Origin of the sequence: Tardiphaga sp. (assembly GCF_044340795.1) — a bacterium.
Classification (GTDB): domain Bacteria; phylum Pseudomonadota; class Alphaproteobacteria; order Rhizobiales; family Xanthobacteraceae; genus Tardiphaga.
Map to the genome: position 1 here is coordinate 1 of NZ_JBIISY010000153.1, position 15,074 is coordinate 15,074.

The window sequence follows — 15,074 nt, forward strand, 5'->3', positions numbered from 1 at the left end:
CGCAGCCAAACCATTGCGTTCCCGCTGTGGCGTCATTGCGACATGTCGCGATGCGCGCCGACGCTTCGTTCGGCAGGCTTAGGTGTCATCGAAACTGCTGATGTCATTACGTCACATGGCGATCGCTACGCGAGCCGTCGCCGGTTCTTGCGCGCCATGATCATCGCGCAAACAAAAAGCCCGGCGCGAAGGCCGGGCTTTTCGAAATCATATTCGGCGTGTCGCTTACTGAGCGAGCTTCGCGATCTGGTGCGTCAGGCGCGAGACCTTGCGGCTGGCCAGGTTCTTGTGAACGATGTTGCGCTGAGCGGCCTTCATGAGGGCAGGCTCGGCGGCCTTCATCGCTTCCTTCGCTGCGTTGACGTCGCCGGTCTTGATGGCGTCTTCAACGGTGCGGAGGGCCGAGCGCATCTGGGTGCGGCGCGACTTGTTGACGATGGTGCGGCGCGCGATCTTGCGGGTCGCCTTCTTGGCGGAGGTCGTATTGGCCATTCTCAAATATCCTTCAGCAGCGACCCATCCGGGCGCCGGGCTGATTGACGTTTGCCGCCCTTTGCGGCCAACGCTGATCTGTTTCCGGGGTGTTCCTGAAATGCTATCCCCGGAGCGGCAATCACTCTTAAGGGCGCGCCGCTCAAAGAACAGCGGCGGCGGGATCGCGCCCACCGCCTTTGGCGATCCTTATAGAGGCCGTGTTTTGCAGCGTCAACGACTTCCGGAAGCGCTGTCGCGCGACAAATGCGCTGCCGGGGCGGGTTAAGTGGCTGGAACAGTTGAATTTCTCGACTCCGGCCAGTATTGCCGGGGGAGACGCGAGTTGAGGGGATTCGGATGATCCGCGGTTTTTTCCGCCTGATTGGGCTGTTGGTGCTGGCCGCGGGGTTCGTGTTCCTGGTCTATGACGGCGCCCGCTCGATTGCCGATCAGGCGTTGCGGCTGACCAAACTCGGCGAATTCTGGAACGATATCAATCAGGCCAGCCAACGCAGCTTCCTCAGCATGATCGATGCCGATGCGCCGTGGCTGCGCGCTGGCGTCAAATTGCTGCTCGATCAGCCGGCCTGGGCGGTGATGGGGATTGTCGGCATTCTGCTGATGCTGCTGTGCCGTCCGCGACGTCCCTTGATCGGTTATTCGCGAAATTGATGCGGATTCCTTGCGGCAGCCGTGCGGCATCTCGGAGGCGTAACACCCTGCCGGTTTTCGCGAAGATACCCATATAAGGGTGAAGAAAAACGCAGGAGACGATCGATGCTGTTCATGCGCAAACCTGTCGCCATGGTCACCGCGGCCGATGCACTGCCCGGCCGTGATACTCCGATACCGACGGCGAGCACCCATTACGTCAATGGCAGCAAATTGCTGCCGCCCTATCCCGACGGTCTCGAACAGGCCGTGTTCGCGCTCGGCTGTTTCTGGGGTGCGGAGCGGAAATTCTGGGAGCTCGGCGACGGCATCTATACGACCGCGGTCGGCTATGCAGGCGGCTTCACGCCGAACCCGACTTATGAAGAAACCTGCTCGGGTCTGACCGGCCACACCGAAGTGGTGCTGGTGGTGTTCGATCCGAAGAAGATCTCTTACGAGCGACTGCTGAAGACATTCTGGGAAAATCACGATCCGACCCAGGGCATGCGGCAGGGCAATGATGTCGGCACGCAATATCGCTCGGCGATCTACACGTTCTCCGATGCGCAGATGAAGGCGGTGCAGGATTCCAAGGCCGCCTTCCAGAAGGCCCTGGACGCCAAGGGCTACGGTTCGATCACGACGGAAATTGCGCCGATCGACAAATTCTACTTTGCCGAGGACTATCACCAGCAGTATCTCGCCAAGAATCCAGGCGGCTATTGCGGCCTCGGGGGCACCGGCGTGAGCTGTCCCATCGGGGTCGGCGCGGCCGCCTAAACGCAGATAAACACCTATAAAAAGCCCGTTTCCGGCAGAGCCGGAGGCGGGCTTTTGCATGGCTTTGAACGGTGTTGGCAACCCAATGTTAACCATAAGGGCCCACAACCGGACTGTCTCTATGAGGGATGAGTCCAGTGCCTGTATTTCGCGCGTTACGCCTGCCTTTGATCGTCGCCGCCATGGCCCTGGCCATGACCGGCTGCATGCGCAGACCCGGCCCCGTTGCCGTGGTTGCCGCGCCGACGACGCTCGACACGCTCGCTTACAACCGCTCGGGCCCTCCCGTCGCCTATGCCGCGCCCGCATCGAAATATGATGCGCAATACAAGCTCGATGCCGGCGACAAGCTGCGCGTCGTGGTCTACGGGCAGGAAGGCCTCACCAATTCCTATGCGATCGATGCCGGTGGCGCGATCACCATGCCGCTGATCGGCCGCGTGTCTGCGCGCGGGATGACGCCGGCGTCGCTCGCCGCTGCCATCACCGGTCGCCTGCGCAATGGCTATATCCGCGAGCCGTCGGTGGCGGTGGAGATCGAGACCTATCGTCCGTTCTTCATTCTCGGCGAAGTCGCGGCACCCGGCCAGTATCCTTACGTGCCGAACATGACCGTCGAGAGCGCGGTGGCCATCGCTGGCGGTTTCTCGCCGCGTGCCAAACGCGATGCGGTCATGCTGACTCATAATCGACCCGAGGGCTCCTACCGCGCCGAAGTGCCGCTCGGCACGCCGATCGATCCCGGCGACACGGTGATGGTCGGCGAGCGCTGGTTCTAGTTCGGCTATTCGGCTGAGCTACACAAAATCGCCTGCAGGGGGCATCCTGCGGGCGATTTTTTTATGCGATGGAATGGCGCGTATCATTCATCGCTCAAAATGCTGCGTTAGTTGCGCGCAGGTGTGCGATTGCGCGCATCGTACCGTTTCGGAGCAAGCTTCTTCCTGTATGAAGGCCTGAGCGAGACAACTCGCAAGCGCGAATGATCATCCGCGCATAGAACATTCAGGAGGGACGATGACGATTGCTTCAACAATGACCAGGCGTGTGCTTGCTCTGACGATGCTCGGTGCAACCAGTTTGGTAATGGCGCTGCCGGCCAGGGCGCAGGATGCAGCAAAGTCCTATCCCGACAAGCACATCAATTTCGTCGTCCCCTATGCCCCCGGCGGTGCCACCGATGTGGGCGCACGCCTGCTGGCGCAGAAGCTGCAGGAAAGCTGGAAGCAGACCGTCACCGTCGAAAACAAGCCGGGCGCCGGCGGCGTCATCGGCAATGACTTCGTCGCCAAGGCAGCACCGGATGGCTATACGGTGCTGATCGCGATCACGCAGATCATCCAGGCGCCGAGCCTGATGTCGAAACTGCCTTATGATGTCTTCAAGGATCTCGCGCCGGTGACGCAGATCGCGATCTCGCCGATCGTGCTGGTGGTGCCCGATGCGCAGCCCATCAAGTCGGTGAAAGAGCTGATCGAGGCAGGCAAGACCGGCAAGTTTCAATATGGCACTTTCGGCAATGCCACGACCTCGCACCTCTATGGCGAGCTCCTGAAGAAGAATGCCGGCCTGGACTGGACGCATGTGCCCTATCGTGGCGCGGCCCCGCTGCTGAATGATCTGCTCGGCAATCAGGTCACCGCATCCTTTCTCGATTTCACCACCGCGGGCCCGCAGCTCGAGGCCGGCAAGATCCGTCCGCTTGCGGTCGGCGGTGAGAAGCGCAAGCCTAAGCTGCCGAATGTGCAGACCATGGCCGAGCTCGGCTATCCCGGCTTCGAGGCCGAAGGCTGGCTCGGTGTGTTCGTTCCGGCCGGCACGCCGAAGCCGATCATCGACAAGCTGTCGGCGGAGCTCGCCCGCATCATCAATTCGCCGGAAGGCACCGCGGGCCTGCAGGCGGTGAATCTGGTGCCGGTGGGCGATAGCGCGGAGTCGTTCGAGAAGACCCTGAAGCGCGATTTCGACCGCTGGGCCAATGTGGCGAAGACGGCGGGCGTGAAGGGGGAGTGAGGCGCTCGCTTTCGCAACGCTGATGAACTGTCACCACCCGCGAAAGCGGGTGGTCCAGTAAACGCAGAATTGGCGATGAGGCATTGACGACTGAGTGTACTGGATCGCCCGGTCAAGCCGGGCGATGACAGTGAGTAGTGCGCAACGGCGCAGCGCGTTGCTTACTTCAAATGTTTAGCGAAGAACGCCAGGCTCCGTTCGCGTGCCACATCCGCACTCGCCTTGTTATAGCTTGCGCGCTGGTCGCAGTTGAAACCGTGTTCGGCGCCGTCATAGACGAACACCTCGACCTCCGGGCGCTTCGCCTTGATCGTCTCCACGTCGCTGAGCGGAATGCCGTGGTCCTTCTCGCCGAAATGGAGCTGCGTCGGGACCTTCGGCTTGTCGTCGGCGAAGCGCACCACGGCGCCGCCATAATAGCCGATGGCGGCGCTGAGTCCGTCGAGCTTGGTCGCTGCTGCATAGGCGACGCTGCCGCCAAGGCAGAAGCCGATGATGCCGACCGGGCCGACATCCTTCACCGCATCGATCGCCGCCTGGGTGTCCCGCAGGAACGCGGCCCAGTCCGGATTGGCAACGAATTTTCGCGCGATGGCGACCTCTTCGGGTGAATAGCCCGACTGGAAGTTCGGCTCGACGCGATCGAAGATCGACGGCGCGATGGCGACATAGCCCTGCACGGCGAAACGATCGCAGATCGTGCGGATGTGGCTGTTCACACCAAAGATTTCCTGGATGACCACGACGGCGCCCTTGGGCTTGCCTTCGGGCTCAGTGCGGTAGGCGCCGAGCTTGAAGCCGTCCGATGCGGTCAGCGTAATGTCTTGTCCCACGGGCTCATCCATTCGTTGTTGAAACGGTGTCGTGTGTTTGAAGCGCGGGACGGCGTGGGTCCACTCAAGATTTGGCGACCCAGCTGTTCCGAAATCGCTGCCTTGACACACGTCATGTCACGCATCATATGAAGTTACATGAGACGAGACAGCCGCCTGTCGGGCGTTCTCCATGTGCTGCTGCATATGGCCGAGGACGAGACGCCGAAAACATCCGAGGCACTGGCGCGGGCCATGTGCACCAATGCCGTCGTGGTTCGGCGCATCATGGCCGGGCTGCGTGAGCAGGGGTTGGTGAGTTCCGAAAAAGGCCATGGCGGCGGCTGGCGGATCGCCTGCGACCTCAGCAAGGTGACGCTGCGCGACATCTATGAGGCGCTGGGCCAGCCAGAGGTTCTGGCCATGGGCAATCGCACGGACATGCCCGGTTGCCTGGTGGAGCAGGCCGTCAATGCAGCGCTCGGCAAGGCTTTTGACGAGGCCGAGGAGCTGCTGCTGCGCCGCTTCGGCGAGGTGACGCTGGCGATGCTGAGCGCGGATTTCAGTGCGCGCTTCAAGGGGCAGCGCGACAAGTTCAAACTGGAGAAAGCACATGACGACTGACGCCATCATCGTCGGCGGCGGCTTTGCCGGCCTGGCTGCTGCGACCTATCTCGCGCGTGCGCGCCGCAATGTGGTCGTCATCGACACGCGTCAGCCGCGCAATCGCTTTTCAGATGCCGCTCACGGTTTCCTCGGTCATGACGGCAGCGATCCGCAACAGATCCTGTCCACGGCGCGGCGGCAGGTGATGGCCTATCCGACCGTCCGGATGATCGACGGCGAGGCGACCGGTGCGCGCGTCGAGGATGACGGCTTCTCGGTGGTGCTTGGGAATGGCGAAGCGCTGGCGACGCGGAAGGTCATCCTTGCGTTCGGCCTGCGCGATACGCTGCCGGCCATTCCCGGCATTCAGGAGCGATGGGGCAAGACGGTGCTGCATTGTCCCTATTGTCACGGCATCGAATTCAGCGACCGGCAGCTCGGCGTGCTCTATCGCACCCCGATGTCGGTCCATCAGGCATCCATCGTCGCCGAATGGGGACCGGTAACGCTCTATCTGAATGGACATGAGCTGGACGCCGAAGGCGCGGACGTGATGGCGCGCCGTGGCGTGCGCATGGAAACCGCGAAAGTCATGGGGCTGGAAGGTGAGCGCACGGCGCTGTCAGCGCTCGTGCTGGAAGATGGCCGGCGCAGCGTGGTGGATGCTCTGTATATTGCGCCGGAGTCGTGCCTGTCGTCGCCGCTGGCCGAGCAACTCGGCGCCGCCATCGAGGACGGTCCGATGGGACCGATGATCAGGACCGATGCGGACAAGATGACATCGGTCCCCGGCGTCTATGCCGCCGGCGATATCGCGCGGGCGCCGCATAGTGTGAGCTGGGCAGTGGCCGATGGCGTCACGGCGGGAACGTCAGCGCATCGGGCGCTGGTGTTCGGCTGAAGCATGAACCTGACCCAGACATTCAACGATCCGGCGGCGGTGGCGAACTATGCCGAGCGGCCGAAGCGCCAGGTGCCGGGCTTCGTCGACCTGCAGCGCATGGCGATGTTGCTGCTGGCGGAACATGCACACGGAGCGGCTGACATTCTGGTGCTGGGGGCCGGTGGCGGGCTGGAGCTCAAGGTGTTTGCCGAGGCACAGCAGGACTGGCGATTGCTTGGTGTCGATCCATCGGCCGCGATGCTGGATCTGGCGCGATCGACACTGGGGCCGCTACAGTCGCGCGTGGAACTTGTCGAGGGAACGATCGACGCTGCGCCACTCGTGCGTTTCGATGGCGCAACATGTCTGTTGACGCTGCATTTCCTGCCGCGGCAAGAGCGTCTGCGGACCTTGCGCGAGTTGCACCGGCGATTGAAGCCCGGCGCACCATTGGTGGTGGCACATCACAGCTATCCGGCAGGCGAGGCGGGGCATCGCTGGCTGTCGCGCTTTGCCGCTTTCGCAGCCTTCAATGGCATTGAAGCTGACATGGCGGCGGCAATGCCGGCTGCGTTGGCCGAACACTTGCCCGCCCTGTCGCCGGATGAAGACGAGGCGCTGTTGTGCGAGGCCGGCTTCAGCGATGTGGCGCTGTTCTATGCGGCGTTCACGTTCCGCGGATGGGTAGCGAGGGCGTGAGGGCTGAGCCGTAGGGCGGATTAGCGGAGCGCAATCCGCCGGCCGAGTGCATGGCTGAAACTCCGCGGCGGATAACGGCTTCGCCTCATCCGCCCTACGGCTGGGTGTCACTCCCACATCCAGTTCTGGCCCCAGTCACCCTTCCAGCCGGTGAGCCGGCCCTTGCGGAACTGGAGGAACAGCCGGTCCTTGCGCGGGAAAAGTCCGCTGCCGCCGATGTCGCGAATGGCCAGATAGATCTCGTCGCCGGGGCGGCCCTTCAGATAGGTCAGCGGGACGCCGAGCGCCTGGGCCGCCGCATCTGCCGGCATGCCGAAGACAAGGGGCGTGGCGTTGGACAGGGTCGCCGTAAAAGGCGCATCGATCGGCATCAAGGGCTGGGCCGCGACCGGGGCGGCGGATGCCACCACCCCGATGGGTGACAAGACAGCAAAAGCAATCGCGGCAAAGGGGATGCGGTGGGTCATGATGCCAGTGTCCGTGCGAATCCCTGCGTCGCGCAAGGTCTATTGTCTCCATTTTTATCCATCGCCTTGACGGATCACTATCGATAACGGCGCGAAGAACGGTCACAGTGGGCCCGTCACCGATTGTTAACGCTAGGTTTTAAGCTTCAGGAACCGGATTGCGCGGTATCTCTGTCCCGTCTTTGCAGCCGGATGCTGCAAGCGAACGAGGACATATGAGCGTCGCATCCCATTCATCGCCCCGCCGTCGCCTGCTGCTGGCGTCGGACAGCAATGACCAGTCGCGTGAACTCGCAGACATCCTGGCCACGGTCGGGGATGTGGAGGTCGTGCCGACCACGCGCATTCCGGAGGCGCCGTCGCGCGATTTGTCCGGCATCGTGGTCGATATCAATCTGCGTTCGGCGGAGGCCGTGCAGCGCGTGCGCAACCGGCTGCGCCACAAGAATTATGAATCGATGCCGCGCCTGTTCGTGCTGGCCGATGCGATGCATCACGGCGCCATGCAGGCCTGGGCGCTCGGCGCCACCGACACCATCGCGCGCCCGTTCGATTCGCGCGGCGTGCTGCAGCGGATCCGCGCGGCGTTTCCCGGCCCGCATGACGAGGATTTTGCGGCGCGCGGCAAGACGCTGAATCGCGGCGTCGAGGCGGCGCATGCGGTCATCGTGAAGATCTTCGAGAAGCTGCCGGCCGGCGTGCCGCTGTCGTTCAACGACGTGATGCAGGCCGAGAGCCTGATCATCAAGGCGATCAAGCGCTCGTCCCTGCGTGAATGGCTCGCCGCAGTGGGGCGGCATCACAATCACAGCTACCGGCATTGCCTGTTCGTCACCGGATTCGCGGTGGCTTTCGCGCAGCATCTCGGCATGCGCGACGAGGATCAGCGCCGGCTGACGCGTGCGGCGCTGGTGCATGACGTGGGCAAGGCGTTCATTCCGGTCGCCATTCTCGACAAGCCGGGCAAGCTCTCCGAAGAGGAAACGCTGGAAGTGCGCAAGCATCCGCGGCTCGGCTTCGAGGCGCTGGCGGCGCAGGGTTCGTTCCCGCGCGAAATGCTCGACGTGGTGCTGCATCACCACGAATTTCTCGATGGCTCCGGCTATCCCGATGGCCTTGCCGGCGACCAGATCAGCGACATCGTGCGGCTGATGACCATCGTGGACATCCATGCCGCGCTGGTGGAGAAACGCGCCTATCGCATGCCGTTCACCCACGCCAAGGCGTTCGAGATGATGGAGCAGATGGGCGACAAGATCGACCAGCAGCTCCTGCAGGCGTTCCGGCCGGTGGCGCTGGGGATATAACTCTCCCGTAGGGCGGATGAGGCGAAGCCGCTATCCGCCGCGGCGTTTCCGCCATGAGCTCGGCCGGCGGATTACGCTTCGCTCATCCGCCCTACGGCTAGGCCAGCAGCTTTCTCAGCTCCGCCTTCGCGACTTTTTCCAAAGTCGACCGCGGCATGTCATCGACGAAGTGGATCTCGCGCGGCACCTTGAAGTCGGCGAGGCCGTTCTTGCAGGCGGCCATGACATGATCATGCAGCGTCGGCGGGCATGCCGCGACGCCGGCCTGCGGGATGATGAACACGACCGGCACTTCATCCAGCATCGGGTGTTTCTTGGCCACCACGGCCGCCTCGCGCACGCCGGGTACGGTGATCACCACCTGCTCGATCTCCGACGCCGCGACATTCTCGCCGCCGACTTTCAGCATGTCCTTGGAGCGGTCGCCGAACTTGATATAGCCGCGCTCCAGCAGCGTGACGCGGTCGCCGGTGATGAAGAAGCCGTGCTCATCGAAGCTGTCGCGGGTTGCGGCTTCGTTGTGCAGATACTCCTTGAACAGCGTCAGGCCGGGCGTGCCCAGGATGGTGAGATTGCCGGTCTCGCCGACTTCGACCGGCGAGCCGTCGTCGCGGGTGATGCGGATGCCATATTCGGCGGCGGTGCGGCCGATGGCCATGGGCGTGTTGGGTTGATCGACCTCGCCGATGATGCCGTGGGTGATGGTCTCGGTCATGCCCCACCAGCCGATGATCTTGATGCCGAACTTGGCAAACGCCGGCGGGTCGCAGAACGACGCGCCCCACAGGCGGAAGTGATGCTGCTTTGGCACCTCGTGCTCGAGCAGTGCCTTCATGCAGAACGGGATGGTCGAGGTCCAGGTGGCGCGGTGTTCGAGCGCGGTCGGCCAGAAGCGGCTGGCGGAGAAGCGCGGCTGGATGATGATGGAGCCGCCGACCCACAGCGTCGCCAGCATCGAATAGGCCAGCGCATTGGTGTGAAACAGCGGGAGATAAGTGAGATGCGTGTCGGAGGCGTGCAGGTCCTGATGCGCCGCATTGATCTTGCCGCCCCACAGCGCATTGGCATGGGTCCACAGCACCGCCTTCGGGCGTGACGTGGTGCCGGACGTGTATTGCACGCTGCAATGCGCCCAGGGATCGATCGGTCGCCTCGGACGATCGGCGCTGTCGGCGAACAGGGCCTCGAAGCGCTCCGCCTTGCCGGGGATATCGGCGGGCGTGCCGGCATTGTGCGAGGTGACGGCGATCCAGCGGAGGTTCTTGCAGTTCGCGGCGACGAGTTCGGCGAGGGACGGCTGGGTGATGGCGGCCACGGCGCCGCAATGGTCGGCGAAATAGGCGATTTCGGCGGCGGAGGAGCGGGTGTTGGTGGTGACGGCGATGGCGCCGAGCTCGACACAGGCAAACCAGGACAACAGCTGCTCGACGCAATTGTCGAGATGGATCAGCACATAGTCGCCCTGTTGGATGCCGCGCTTGACGAGGCCGGCGGCCAGCGCGCCGACGCGGTCGTGAAATTCGCCATAGGTCCAGGGCCGCGCCGGCGCGTCGAAGGGCGACCAGATGACAAAGGGATGATCGCGCCGCGTCTCGGCGCGCATGCGCAGCAGCCAGGGCACGTCCATGCCGTCGAACGGGCTGATCGAACCGGGGGCGAGGGTGGGAATGGGCATGCATCCTCCTGCGGAAATCCGCTCACGCAGGGGGCGGCTTCCTTGTTCTTGTTGTTTGTGGATGCCGTTGTGCCATCGGCACGGGCGTGGTGCAAACGCGCCCGCGCATGCGGCGCTAGTCCATTTCGTAAGATGAAATTTCAATCAGACTGCCATCGGGATCCCGGCAATAGACCGAGCGAAGCGTGCCGCGGGCGCCCTGTTTGGCTACCGGACCTTCCTCAATGGCGATGCCGAGTTTTCCGAGATGGGCGACAACGTCGTCGGGGGAGGATGCGGTGAGGAAACACAGATCGTCACTGCCGGCCCGTTCGTGATCGGCAGTAAACCACTCCACCTTGTCGGCACCGATGGGCCGCAGATTGATCTTTTGCGCGCCGAAACTCACCGAGGTGCGCGGTGTCTTGCCCTGGCCGGGATCAAACACGTTCACCGTCATGCCGAGCGTGTCGCGATACCAAGCGGCAGAGCGCGCGACGTCGGTGACATTGAGCGCGATATGGTCGAGCGCGGTGACGGTGAGAGCCATGCAGATCTCCTCTGACGCTTATTTGGGCTTCGGCCGCAGGTAATGTCGCACTGGCCGATAGTCGAATTGTTTGTTACAGACGGGTGTTGTCAATTCAACACACACGCTGACCGCGCGCCAAGTTGCGGCAGCTGGAGGGAATAAAAATCATGGCTTCTCGTCGCGCCGCGATCGGTCTGATCGCGCTTGGCTTTTCTGCATTCGTCTCATCCGCTCTCGTGCCCACCAGCGCCGCGCTGGCGCAGGCATCGAACTATCCGAACAAGCCGATCCGCTTCGTCGTCGGCTATCCGCCTGGCGGCGCCACCGACATTCTCGCGCGCCTGATCGGACAGCGACTGTCCGAAAAGCTCGGCCAGCAATTCATCATCGAAAACAAGCCGGGCGCCGGCAATAATATCGGCACCGAGTCCGTCGTGAATGCGGAGCCGGACGGCTACACCGTGCTGCTGGTCAATCCGGCCAACTACATCAATGCGACGCTCTATTCGAAGCTGAGCTTCAACTTCGTGCGCGACATCGCGCCGGTCGCCGCCTTCCACCGCACCGCCAATGTGATGACGGTCAACAAGGATATCACCGCGAAGACCGTCCCCGAATTCATCGCCTATGTGAAGGCCAATCCGGGCAAGGTGAACATGGCGTCCTCCGGCAACGGCACCTCGGTGCATCTGTCCGGCGAAATGTTCATGATGATGACCGGCGCCAAGATGCAGCACGTGCCGTATCGTGGCGCGGCGCTGGCGATCACCGACATGACGGGCGGCCAGGTACAGGTGATCTTCGACAACATGCCGTCGATTATCCAGCACATCCGTTCGGGCAATCTGCGCGCGCTCGCGGTGACCACCACCGAGAAGTCACCGCTGCTGCCGGATGTCCCGACCGTGGCCGAGAGCGTGCCGGGCTATGAAGCCTCCGCACTGTTCGGCATGGGCGCGCCGAAGAAGACCCCGCCGGAGATCATTGCGAAACTCAATGCCGCCGTGAACGAGGTGCTGCAGGAGCCGGCGATCAAGGCCAAGCTGATCGACCTTGGTGGCGAGCCGCTGGTCGGTCCGCCGGACGCGTTCGGCAAGATGATCGTCGCGGAAACCGAGAAGTGGGAGAAGGTGGTCAAGGCCGCCAACCTCAAGGTCGACTGATCGCGGCCAATCCGGCGCATGATCAATATCAAGAAGCCCGCGGCGGATGTCGCGGGCTTCTTTGCCATTACGACTTCTTCTTCGCGGAAGCCGGTTTCCGCTTTGTCGGTGGCTTGCTGCCGGGCTTCGCAGTGCGTGTTTTCGCGGCAGCGCCAGGTCTGGCCGGCGCGACCTTGGCGGACGCAGGCCTGGCCGCTTTGGTCGGCGCGCCTTTCGGTCTGGTCGCCAACCAGATGACATGGCGCGCGCCGCCGCGGGTGCCGGCGGCACGGATCGCGATCTCCTCCGTGGCGAAGCCGGCCTTGCGGAGCAGGGTGGTGAATTTCGGATGCGGGAATGACGACCACACCGCGAGCACGCCGCCCGGCCGCAGCGCGGCCATGCTCGCATGCAGGCCGGAGAGATCGTAGAGCGCATCGTTGGATTTGCGCGTCAGCCCCTCGGGCCCGTTATCGACATCGAGCAGGATGGCATCATAGGCATCGCGCGCCGACTTGATGGCCTTGACCACGTCGCCCTCGACAATGCTGACGCGCGGATCCCGGAGGCTGTCGCCGGTCAGCTCGGCCATCGGCCCGCGTGCCCAGGCAACGATCGCCGGCAGCAATTCGACCACCGTCGCCTTTGCCTTTGGCCCGAGCACCTTGAGCGCGGCGCGAAGGGTGAAGCCCATGCCGTAGCCACCGATCAGCAGCTTCGGTGCCTTGATATCCTTCAGGCGAAAGCAGGTCAGCGTCGCAAGCGCTTCTTCGGAACCGTACAGGCGACTGCTCATCAGCTCGTTCTGTCCGAGCTTGATGGTGAACTCCTTGCCGCGTTGCATCAGCCGCAGCGGCACATTGCCATCAGGCACGTCGGTGGTGTCGATCAGTTTCCAGGGAAGCACAGTGATCTCTCGGAGAAGCGTGAGTGTCGATATCGTCGCGTTTGCGGGAACATCGTTGCCGTGCACGACGAAGATTCGATCGGTTCCAAATTGGTTTAGTTGTCACGAACGAGTTCGGCAAACAGCTACGAACAAGCTCGCGATGCAAACATGGACGCAGCCTCATCGCCCAAGCGCTGTGGCGATCACTGCTGTCTTAACGGCCAGATAACTAACCGAAGCAGTCGCACGGCGGAACAAGCCGATCGCAATTGCCAAAGGTAAAATGTGGTTCTATGCAAGATCGCAGACAAACGCACTTTCAGGTTGCGATTCTTATCCAGCAGGCGGGTGCATTGGTCGGGGCTGATGATTGTTTCCAATCAGAGAGGAATAGAATGACCAAGTTTCTTCACGTCATGGCGGCGTGCCTTGTCGCCATGTTCATCGTTTCGTCGCAGGCCAATGCTGCGCCGATGATCGGCCAGAGCCTCGCTGTCGAAGCGCAGGTGATCCAGGTGTCCGGTGGCTGCGGTCCCAATGCCTGGCGCGGTCCGTGGGGCGGTTGCCGCACCACGCCATACTACGGTCCGCTCCCGGGCGGCTACTATCAGGAAGCTCCGGTGGCCGGGAACGGCTGCCCTCCCGGTTACTGGCGCGGTCCTTGGGGCCATTGCCGTAACACGCCGTATCACGGCCCGCTCCCGGGCGGCGGATACAAGCCGTAAGTCACGTAACCGACACACTGCGCTCGCACGGCGCAGAGTGGGATCGGTTGTCGATCGGTCCATCAAGGCCAGCCGCAAGGCTGGCCTTTTTGTTGTGCGTAACCGGCCACTTTCGCATCGCTGAGTACCCCTTGTTAGGATTGAGGTGGCATGGTCCCGCTGCCATGCAGAGCGTCGTCCGGTCCAGTTTTCGACATCCAAGTCCGCAGATCCGGCGCGAACTCGTCGAGATGCTCTATACGGCGTTGCCGCAGGTCGCCGCGATCAGCCTTACTTCGGTGATTGGTGGCATCGCGCTTGCCTGGATGAGCAGCGACCCCGTCTACGCGATCATCTCCTTCTTCGTTTTCGTCACGGCATCGGCACGGCTCGTCAGCCTGCGCCTTTACAAGTCGCGAGGCCCGCAGGCTTCGGATGCGGGGGTCGTGCGTTGGGAACGGATCTACGGTGTCGGCGCTGCCTGCTTCGGTGCCTCTCTCGGCATGCTGTCATTCCGGGCGCTGCAACTCGGCGACGCGCCGGGGGCCTGGCTGGCTTTCGGTCTGGCCATGTCATTCTGCGTCGGCATGGTGTCGCGCGCGGCGATCCGTCCCTGGATCGTGCTGCTCACGGCGGCACTGCTGTTCGGGCCCATCGTCGTCGGGGGCTTCATGCGGCCGGAGGCGTCCTATTCGATCGGCGCCACCATGCTGTTCCTGTTCTGGCTGACATTGCGTGAGGCATCGCGCCATCTGAGCACCGCCTTCATCGAGCGCCTTGAAGCCAAGCACGCGCTGGCGCGGCAGGCGAGCCAGGACTTTCTCACCGGCTTGCCGAACCGGTCGGCCTTCGTCTCGGCCCTGCAGAATGGCAGTGGCCATGTGGCGATCATCGCCATCGATCTCGATGGCTTCAAGCCGGTCAACGACCGCCACGGCCACCATACCGGCGACGAGTTGCTGCGTCAGGTGGCCACCCGCCTTGCTGCCTGCATGGGCGAAGACGGTATGGCCTGTCGGTTCGGCGGCGACGAATTCATGCTGCTGAAGAGCGTGCAGGTCGGTGATCTCGGCCGGGAAGTGGCGCTGTCGATGGCCCGCGAGGCGGTGGTGGCGCTGTCCATGCCGTATCTGGTGAACGATATTCCGATCCGGATCGGCGCCAGCGCCGGCATTCTGGTCACCGGGGCGATGGATCACCCGGAGGCCACCACCTCCGACCTGCTCGAACAGGTCGATCGTGCGCTCTATGCGGCGAAGCGTGCTGGCGGCGGGCGCTGGAAGTGGTGGGACGAAGTCAGTCGCGACACCGTCAGTCAGCGCGACGTCGGATAGGCGACCAAGTCTGCTCTCGTCGGTCTAGCCGCGTGCAATATGGCTCGTGCTGTCCGGTGCACTGGCGGGGAGCTGCCTGCCGCGCGGTGACAGTGTCAGGTGAGCCGTCGTCGTCACATGCCCA

Annotated in this window: 17 protein-coding genes and 1 pseudogene; 12 read left to right on the forward strand and 6 right to left on the reverse strand. The window is 63.1% G+C overall.

Features of this window, described 5'->3' with window-relative positions; translation table 11 throughout:
- Window positions 1-225: 225 nt before the first annotated feature.
- Window positions 226-492 carry a 30S ribosomal protein S20 gene (gene rpsT, locus ACIQ17_RS21785; protein WP_398471212.1) on the reverse strand — a complete coding sequence of 89 codons (267 nt, stop codon included), beginning with the start codon at window positions 490-492 and terminating at the stop codon, window positions 226-228.
- Between rpsT and ACIQ17_RS21790 the strand changes: the two genes are divergently transcribed.
- From ACIQ17_RS21790 to ACIQ17_RS21810, 5 genes are all read left to right on the forward strand, one after another.
- A complete protein-coding gene (locus tag ACIQ17_RS21790; protein ID WP_398471213.1) occupies window positions 485-760 on the forward strand; it encodes a hypothetical protein in 276 nt (91 codons plus the stop codon). The genes rpsT and ACIQ17_RS21790 overlap by 8 nt on opposite strands.
- Before the next feature lie 71 nt (window positions 761-831).
- A complete protein-coding gene (locus tag ACIQ17_RS21795) occupies window positions 832-1,146 on the forward strand; it encodes a hypothetical protein (protein ID WP_398471214.1) in 315 nt (104 codons plus the stop codon).
- A gap of 105 nt (window positions 1,147-1,251) precedes the next feature.
- Complete coding sequence (gene msrA, locus ACIQ17_RS21800; protein ID WP_398471216.1) at window positions 1,252-1,908, forward strand: peptide-methionine (S)-S-oxide reductase MsrA; 657 nt, start codon at window positions 1,252-1,254, stop codon at window positions 1,906-1,908.
- A gap of 128 nt (window positions 1,909-2,036) precedes the next feature.
- The gene (locus ACIQ17_RS21805) at window positions 2,037-2,687 is read left to right on the forward strand and encodes a polysaccharide biosynthesis/export family protein (protein ID WP_398471217.1); all 651 of its coding nucleotides are present in this window, start codon (window positions 2,037-2,039) and stop codon (window positions 2,685-2,687) included.
- A gap of 238 nt (window positions 2,688-2,925) precedes the next feature.
- On the forward strand, window positions 2,926-3,921 hold the full coding sequence (locus ACIQ17_RS21810; RefSeq protein WP_398471218.1) for a Bug family tripartite tricarboxylate transporter substrate binding protein: 996 nt from the start codon (window positions 2,926-2,928) through the stop codon (window positions 3,919-3,921).
- 161 nt (window positions 3,922-4,082) lie between these two features.
- On the opposite strand, the gene ACIQ17_RS21815 is transcribed toward ACIQ17_RS21810, so the two are convergent.
- A complete protein-coding gene (locus tag ACIQ17_RS21815; protein ID WP_398471219.1) occupies window positions 4,083-4,754 on the reverse strand; it encodes a dienelactone hydrolase family protein in 672 nt (223 codons plus the stop codon).
- 138 nt (window positions 4,755-4,892) lie between these two features.
- On the opposite strand from ACIQ17_RS21815, the gene ACIQ17_RS21820 reads away from it, so the two are divergent.
- From ACIQ17_RS21820 to ACIQ17_RS21830, 3 genes are read left to right on the forward strand one after another with little or no spacing between them, the layout of a single operon-like run.
- Window positions 4,893-5,357 carry an Rrf2 family transcriptional regulator gene (locus tag ACIQ17_RS21820; RefSeq protein WP_398471221.1) on the forward strand — a complete coding sequence of 155 codons (465 nt, stop codon included), beginning with the start codon at window positions 4,893-4,895 and terminating at the stop codon, window positions 5,355-5,357.
- Window positions 5,347-6,240 carry an NAD(P)/FAD-dependent oxidoreductase gene (locus tag ACIQ17_RS21825; RefSeq protein WP_398471222.1) on the forward strand — a complete coding sequence of 298 codons (894 nt, stop codon included), beginning with the start codon at window positions 5,347-5,349 and terminating at the stop codon, window positions 6,238-6,240. Before ACIQ17_RS21820 ends, ACIQ17_RS21825 begins: the two co-directional genes overlap by 11 nt.
- A gap of 3 nt (window positions 6,241-6,243) precedes the next feature.
- Entirely contained in the window at window positions 6,244-6,921 is a 678-nt protein-coding gene (locus ACIQ17_RS21830) for a class I SAM-dependent methyltransferase (RefSeq protein ID WP_398471223.1), read from the forward strand.
- A gap of 107 nt (window positions 6,922-7,028) precedes the next feature.
- On the opposite strand, the gene ACIQ17_RS21835 is transcribed toward ACIQ17_RS21830, so the two are convergent.
- On the reverse strand, window positions 7,029-7,388 hold the full coding sequence (locus ACIQ17_RS21835) for a hypothetical protein (protein WP_398471225.1): 360 nt from the start codon (window positions 7,386-7,388) through the stop codon (window positions 7,029-7,031).
- A gap of 215 nt (window positions 7,389-7,603) precedes the next feature.
- Here ACIQ17_RS21835 and ACIQ17_RS21840 point away from each other — a divergent pair, with 215 nt between their 5' ends.
- A complete protein-coding gene (locus ACIQ17_RS21840) occupies window positions 7,604-8,695 on the forward strand; it encodes an HD domain-containing phosphohydrolase (RefSeq protein ID WP_398471226.1) in 1,092 nt (363 codons plus the stop codon).
- Between the two features lie 97 nt (window positions 8,696-8,792).
- Here the strand turns inward: ACIQ17_RS21840 and ACIQ17_RS21845 are convergent, their stop codons facing one another.
- A complete protein-coding gene (locus ACIQ17_RS21845) occupies window positions 8,793-10,370 on the reverse strand; it encodes an AMP-binding protein (protein ID WP_398471227.1) in 1,578 nt (525 codons plus the stop codon).
- Between the two features lie 115 nt (window positions 10,371-10,485).
- Window positions 10,486-10,899: a VOC family protein gene (locus tag ACIQ17_RS21850; protein WP_398471228.1), complete on the reverse strand. Its 414-nt coding sequence runs from the start codon at window positions 10,897-10,899 to the stop codon at window positions 10,486-10,488.
- A 149-nt stretch (window positions 10,900-11,048) separates the two neighbouring features.
- On the opposite strand from ACIQ17_RS21850, the gene ACIQ17_RS21855 reads away from it, so the two are divergent.
- Window positions 11,049-12,044 (forward strand): Bug family tripartite tricarboxylate transporter substrate binding protein, encoded by a 996-nt coding sequence (locus ACIQ17_RS21855; protein ID WP_398471229.1) that lies wholly within the window; start codon window positions 11,049-11,051, stop codon window positions 12,042-12,044.
- A 214-nt stretch (window positions 12,045-12,258) separates the two neighbouring features.
- Here the strand turns inward: ACIQ17_RS21855 and ACIQ17_RS21860 are convergent.
- A pseudogene (locus tag ACIQ17_RS21860) lies at window positions 12,259-12,930 on the reverse strand (spermidine synthase); the annotation flags it as partial.
- Window positions 12,931-13,307: 377 nt separating this feature from the next.
- Between ACIQ17_RS21860 and ACIQ17_RS21865 the strand changes: the two are divergent.
- Entirely contained in the window at window positions 13,308-13,637 is a 330-nt protein-coding gene (locus tag ACIQ17_RS21865) for a GCG_CRPN prefix-to-repeats domain-containing protein (protein WP_398471230.1), read from the forward strand.
- Between the two features lie 164 nt (window positions 13,638-13,801).
- Window positions 13,802-14,950: a diguanylate cyclase domain-containing protein gene (locus ACIQ17_RS21870; protein WP_398471231.1), complete on the forward strand. Its 1,149-nt coding sequence runs from the start codon at window positions 13,802-13,804 to the stop codon at window positions 14,948-14,950.
- Window positions 14,951-15,074: the final 124 nt, after the last annotated feature.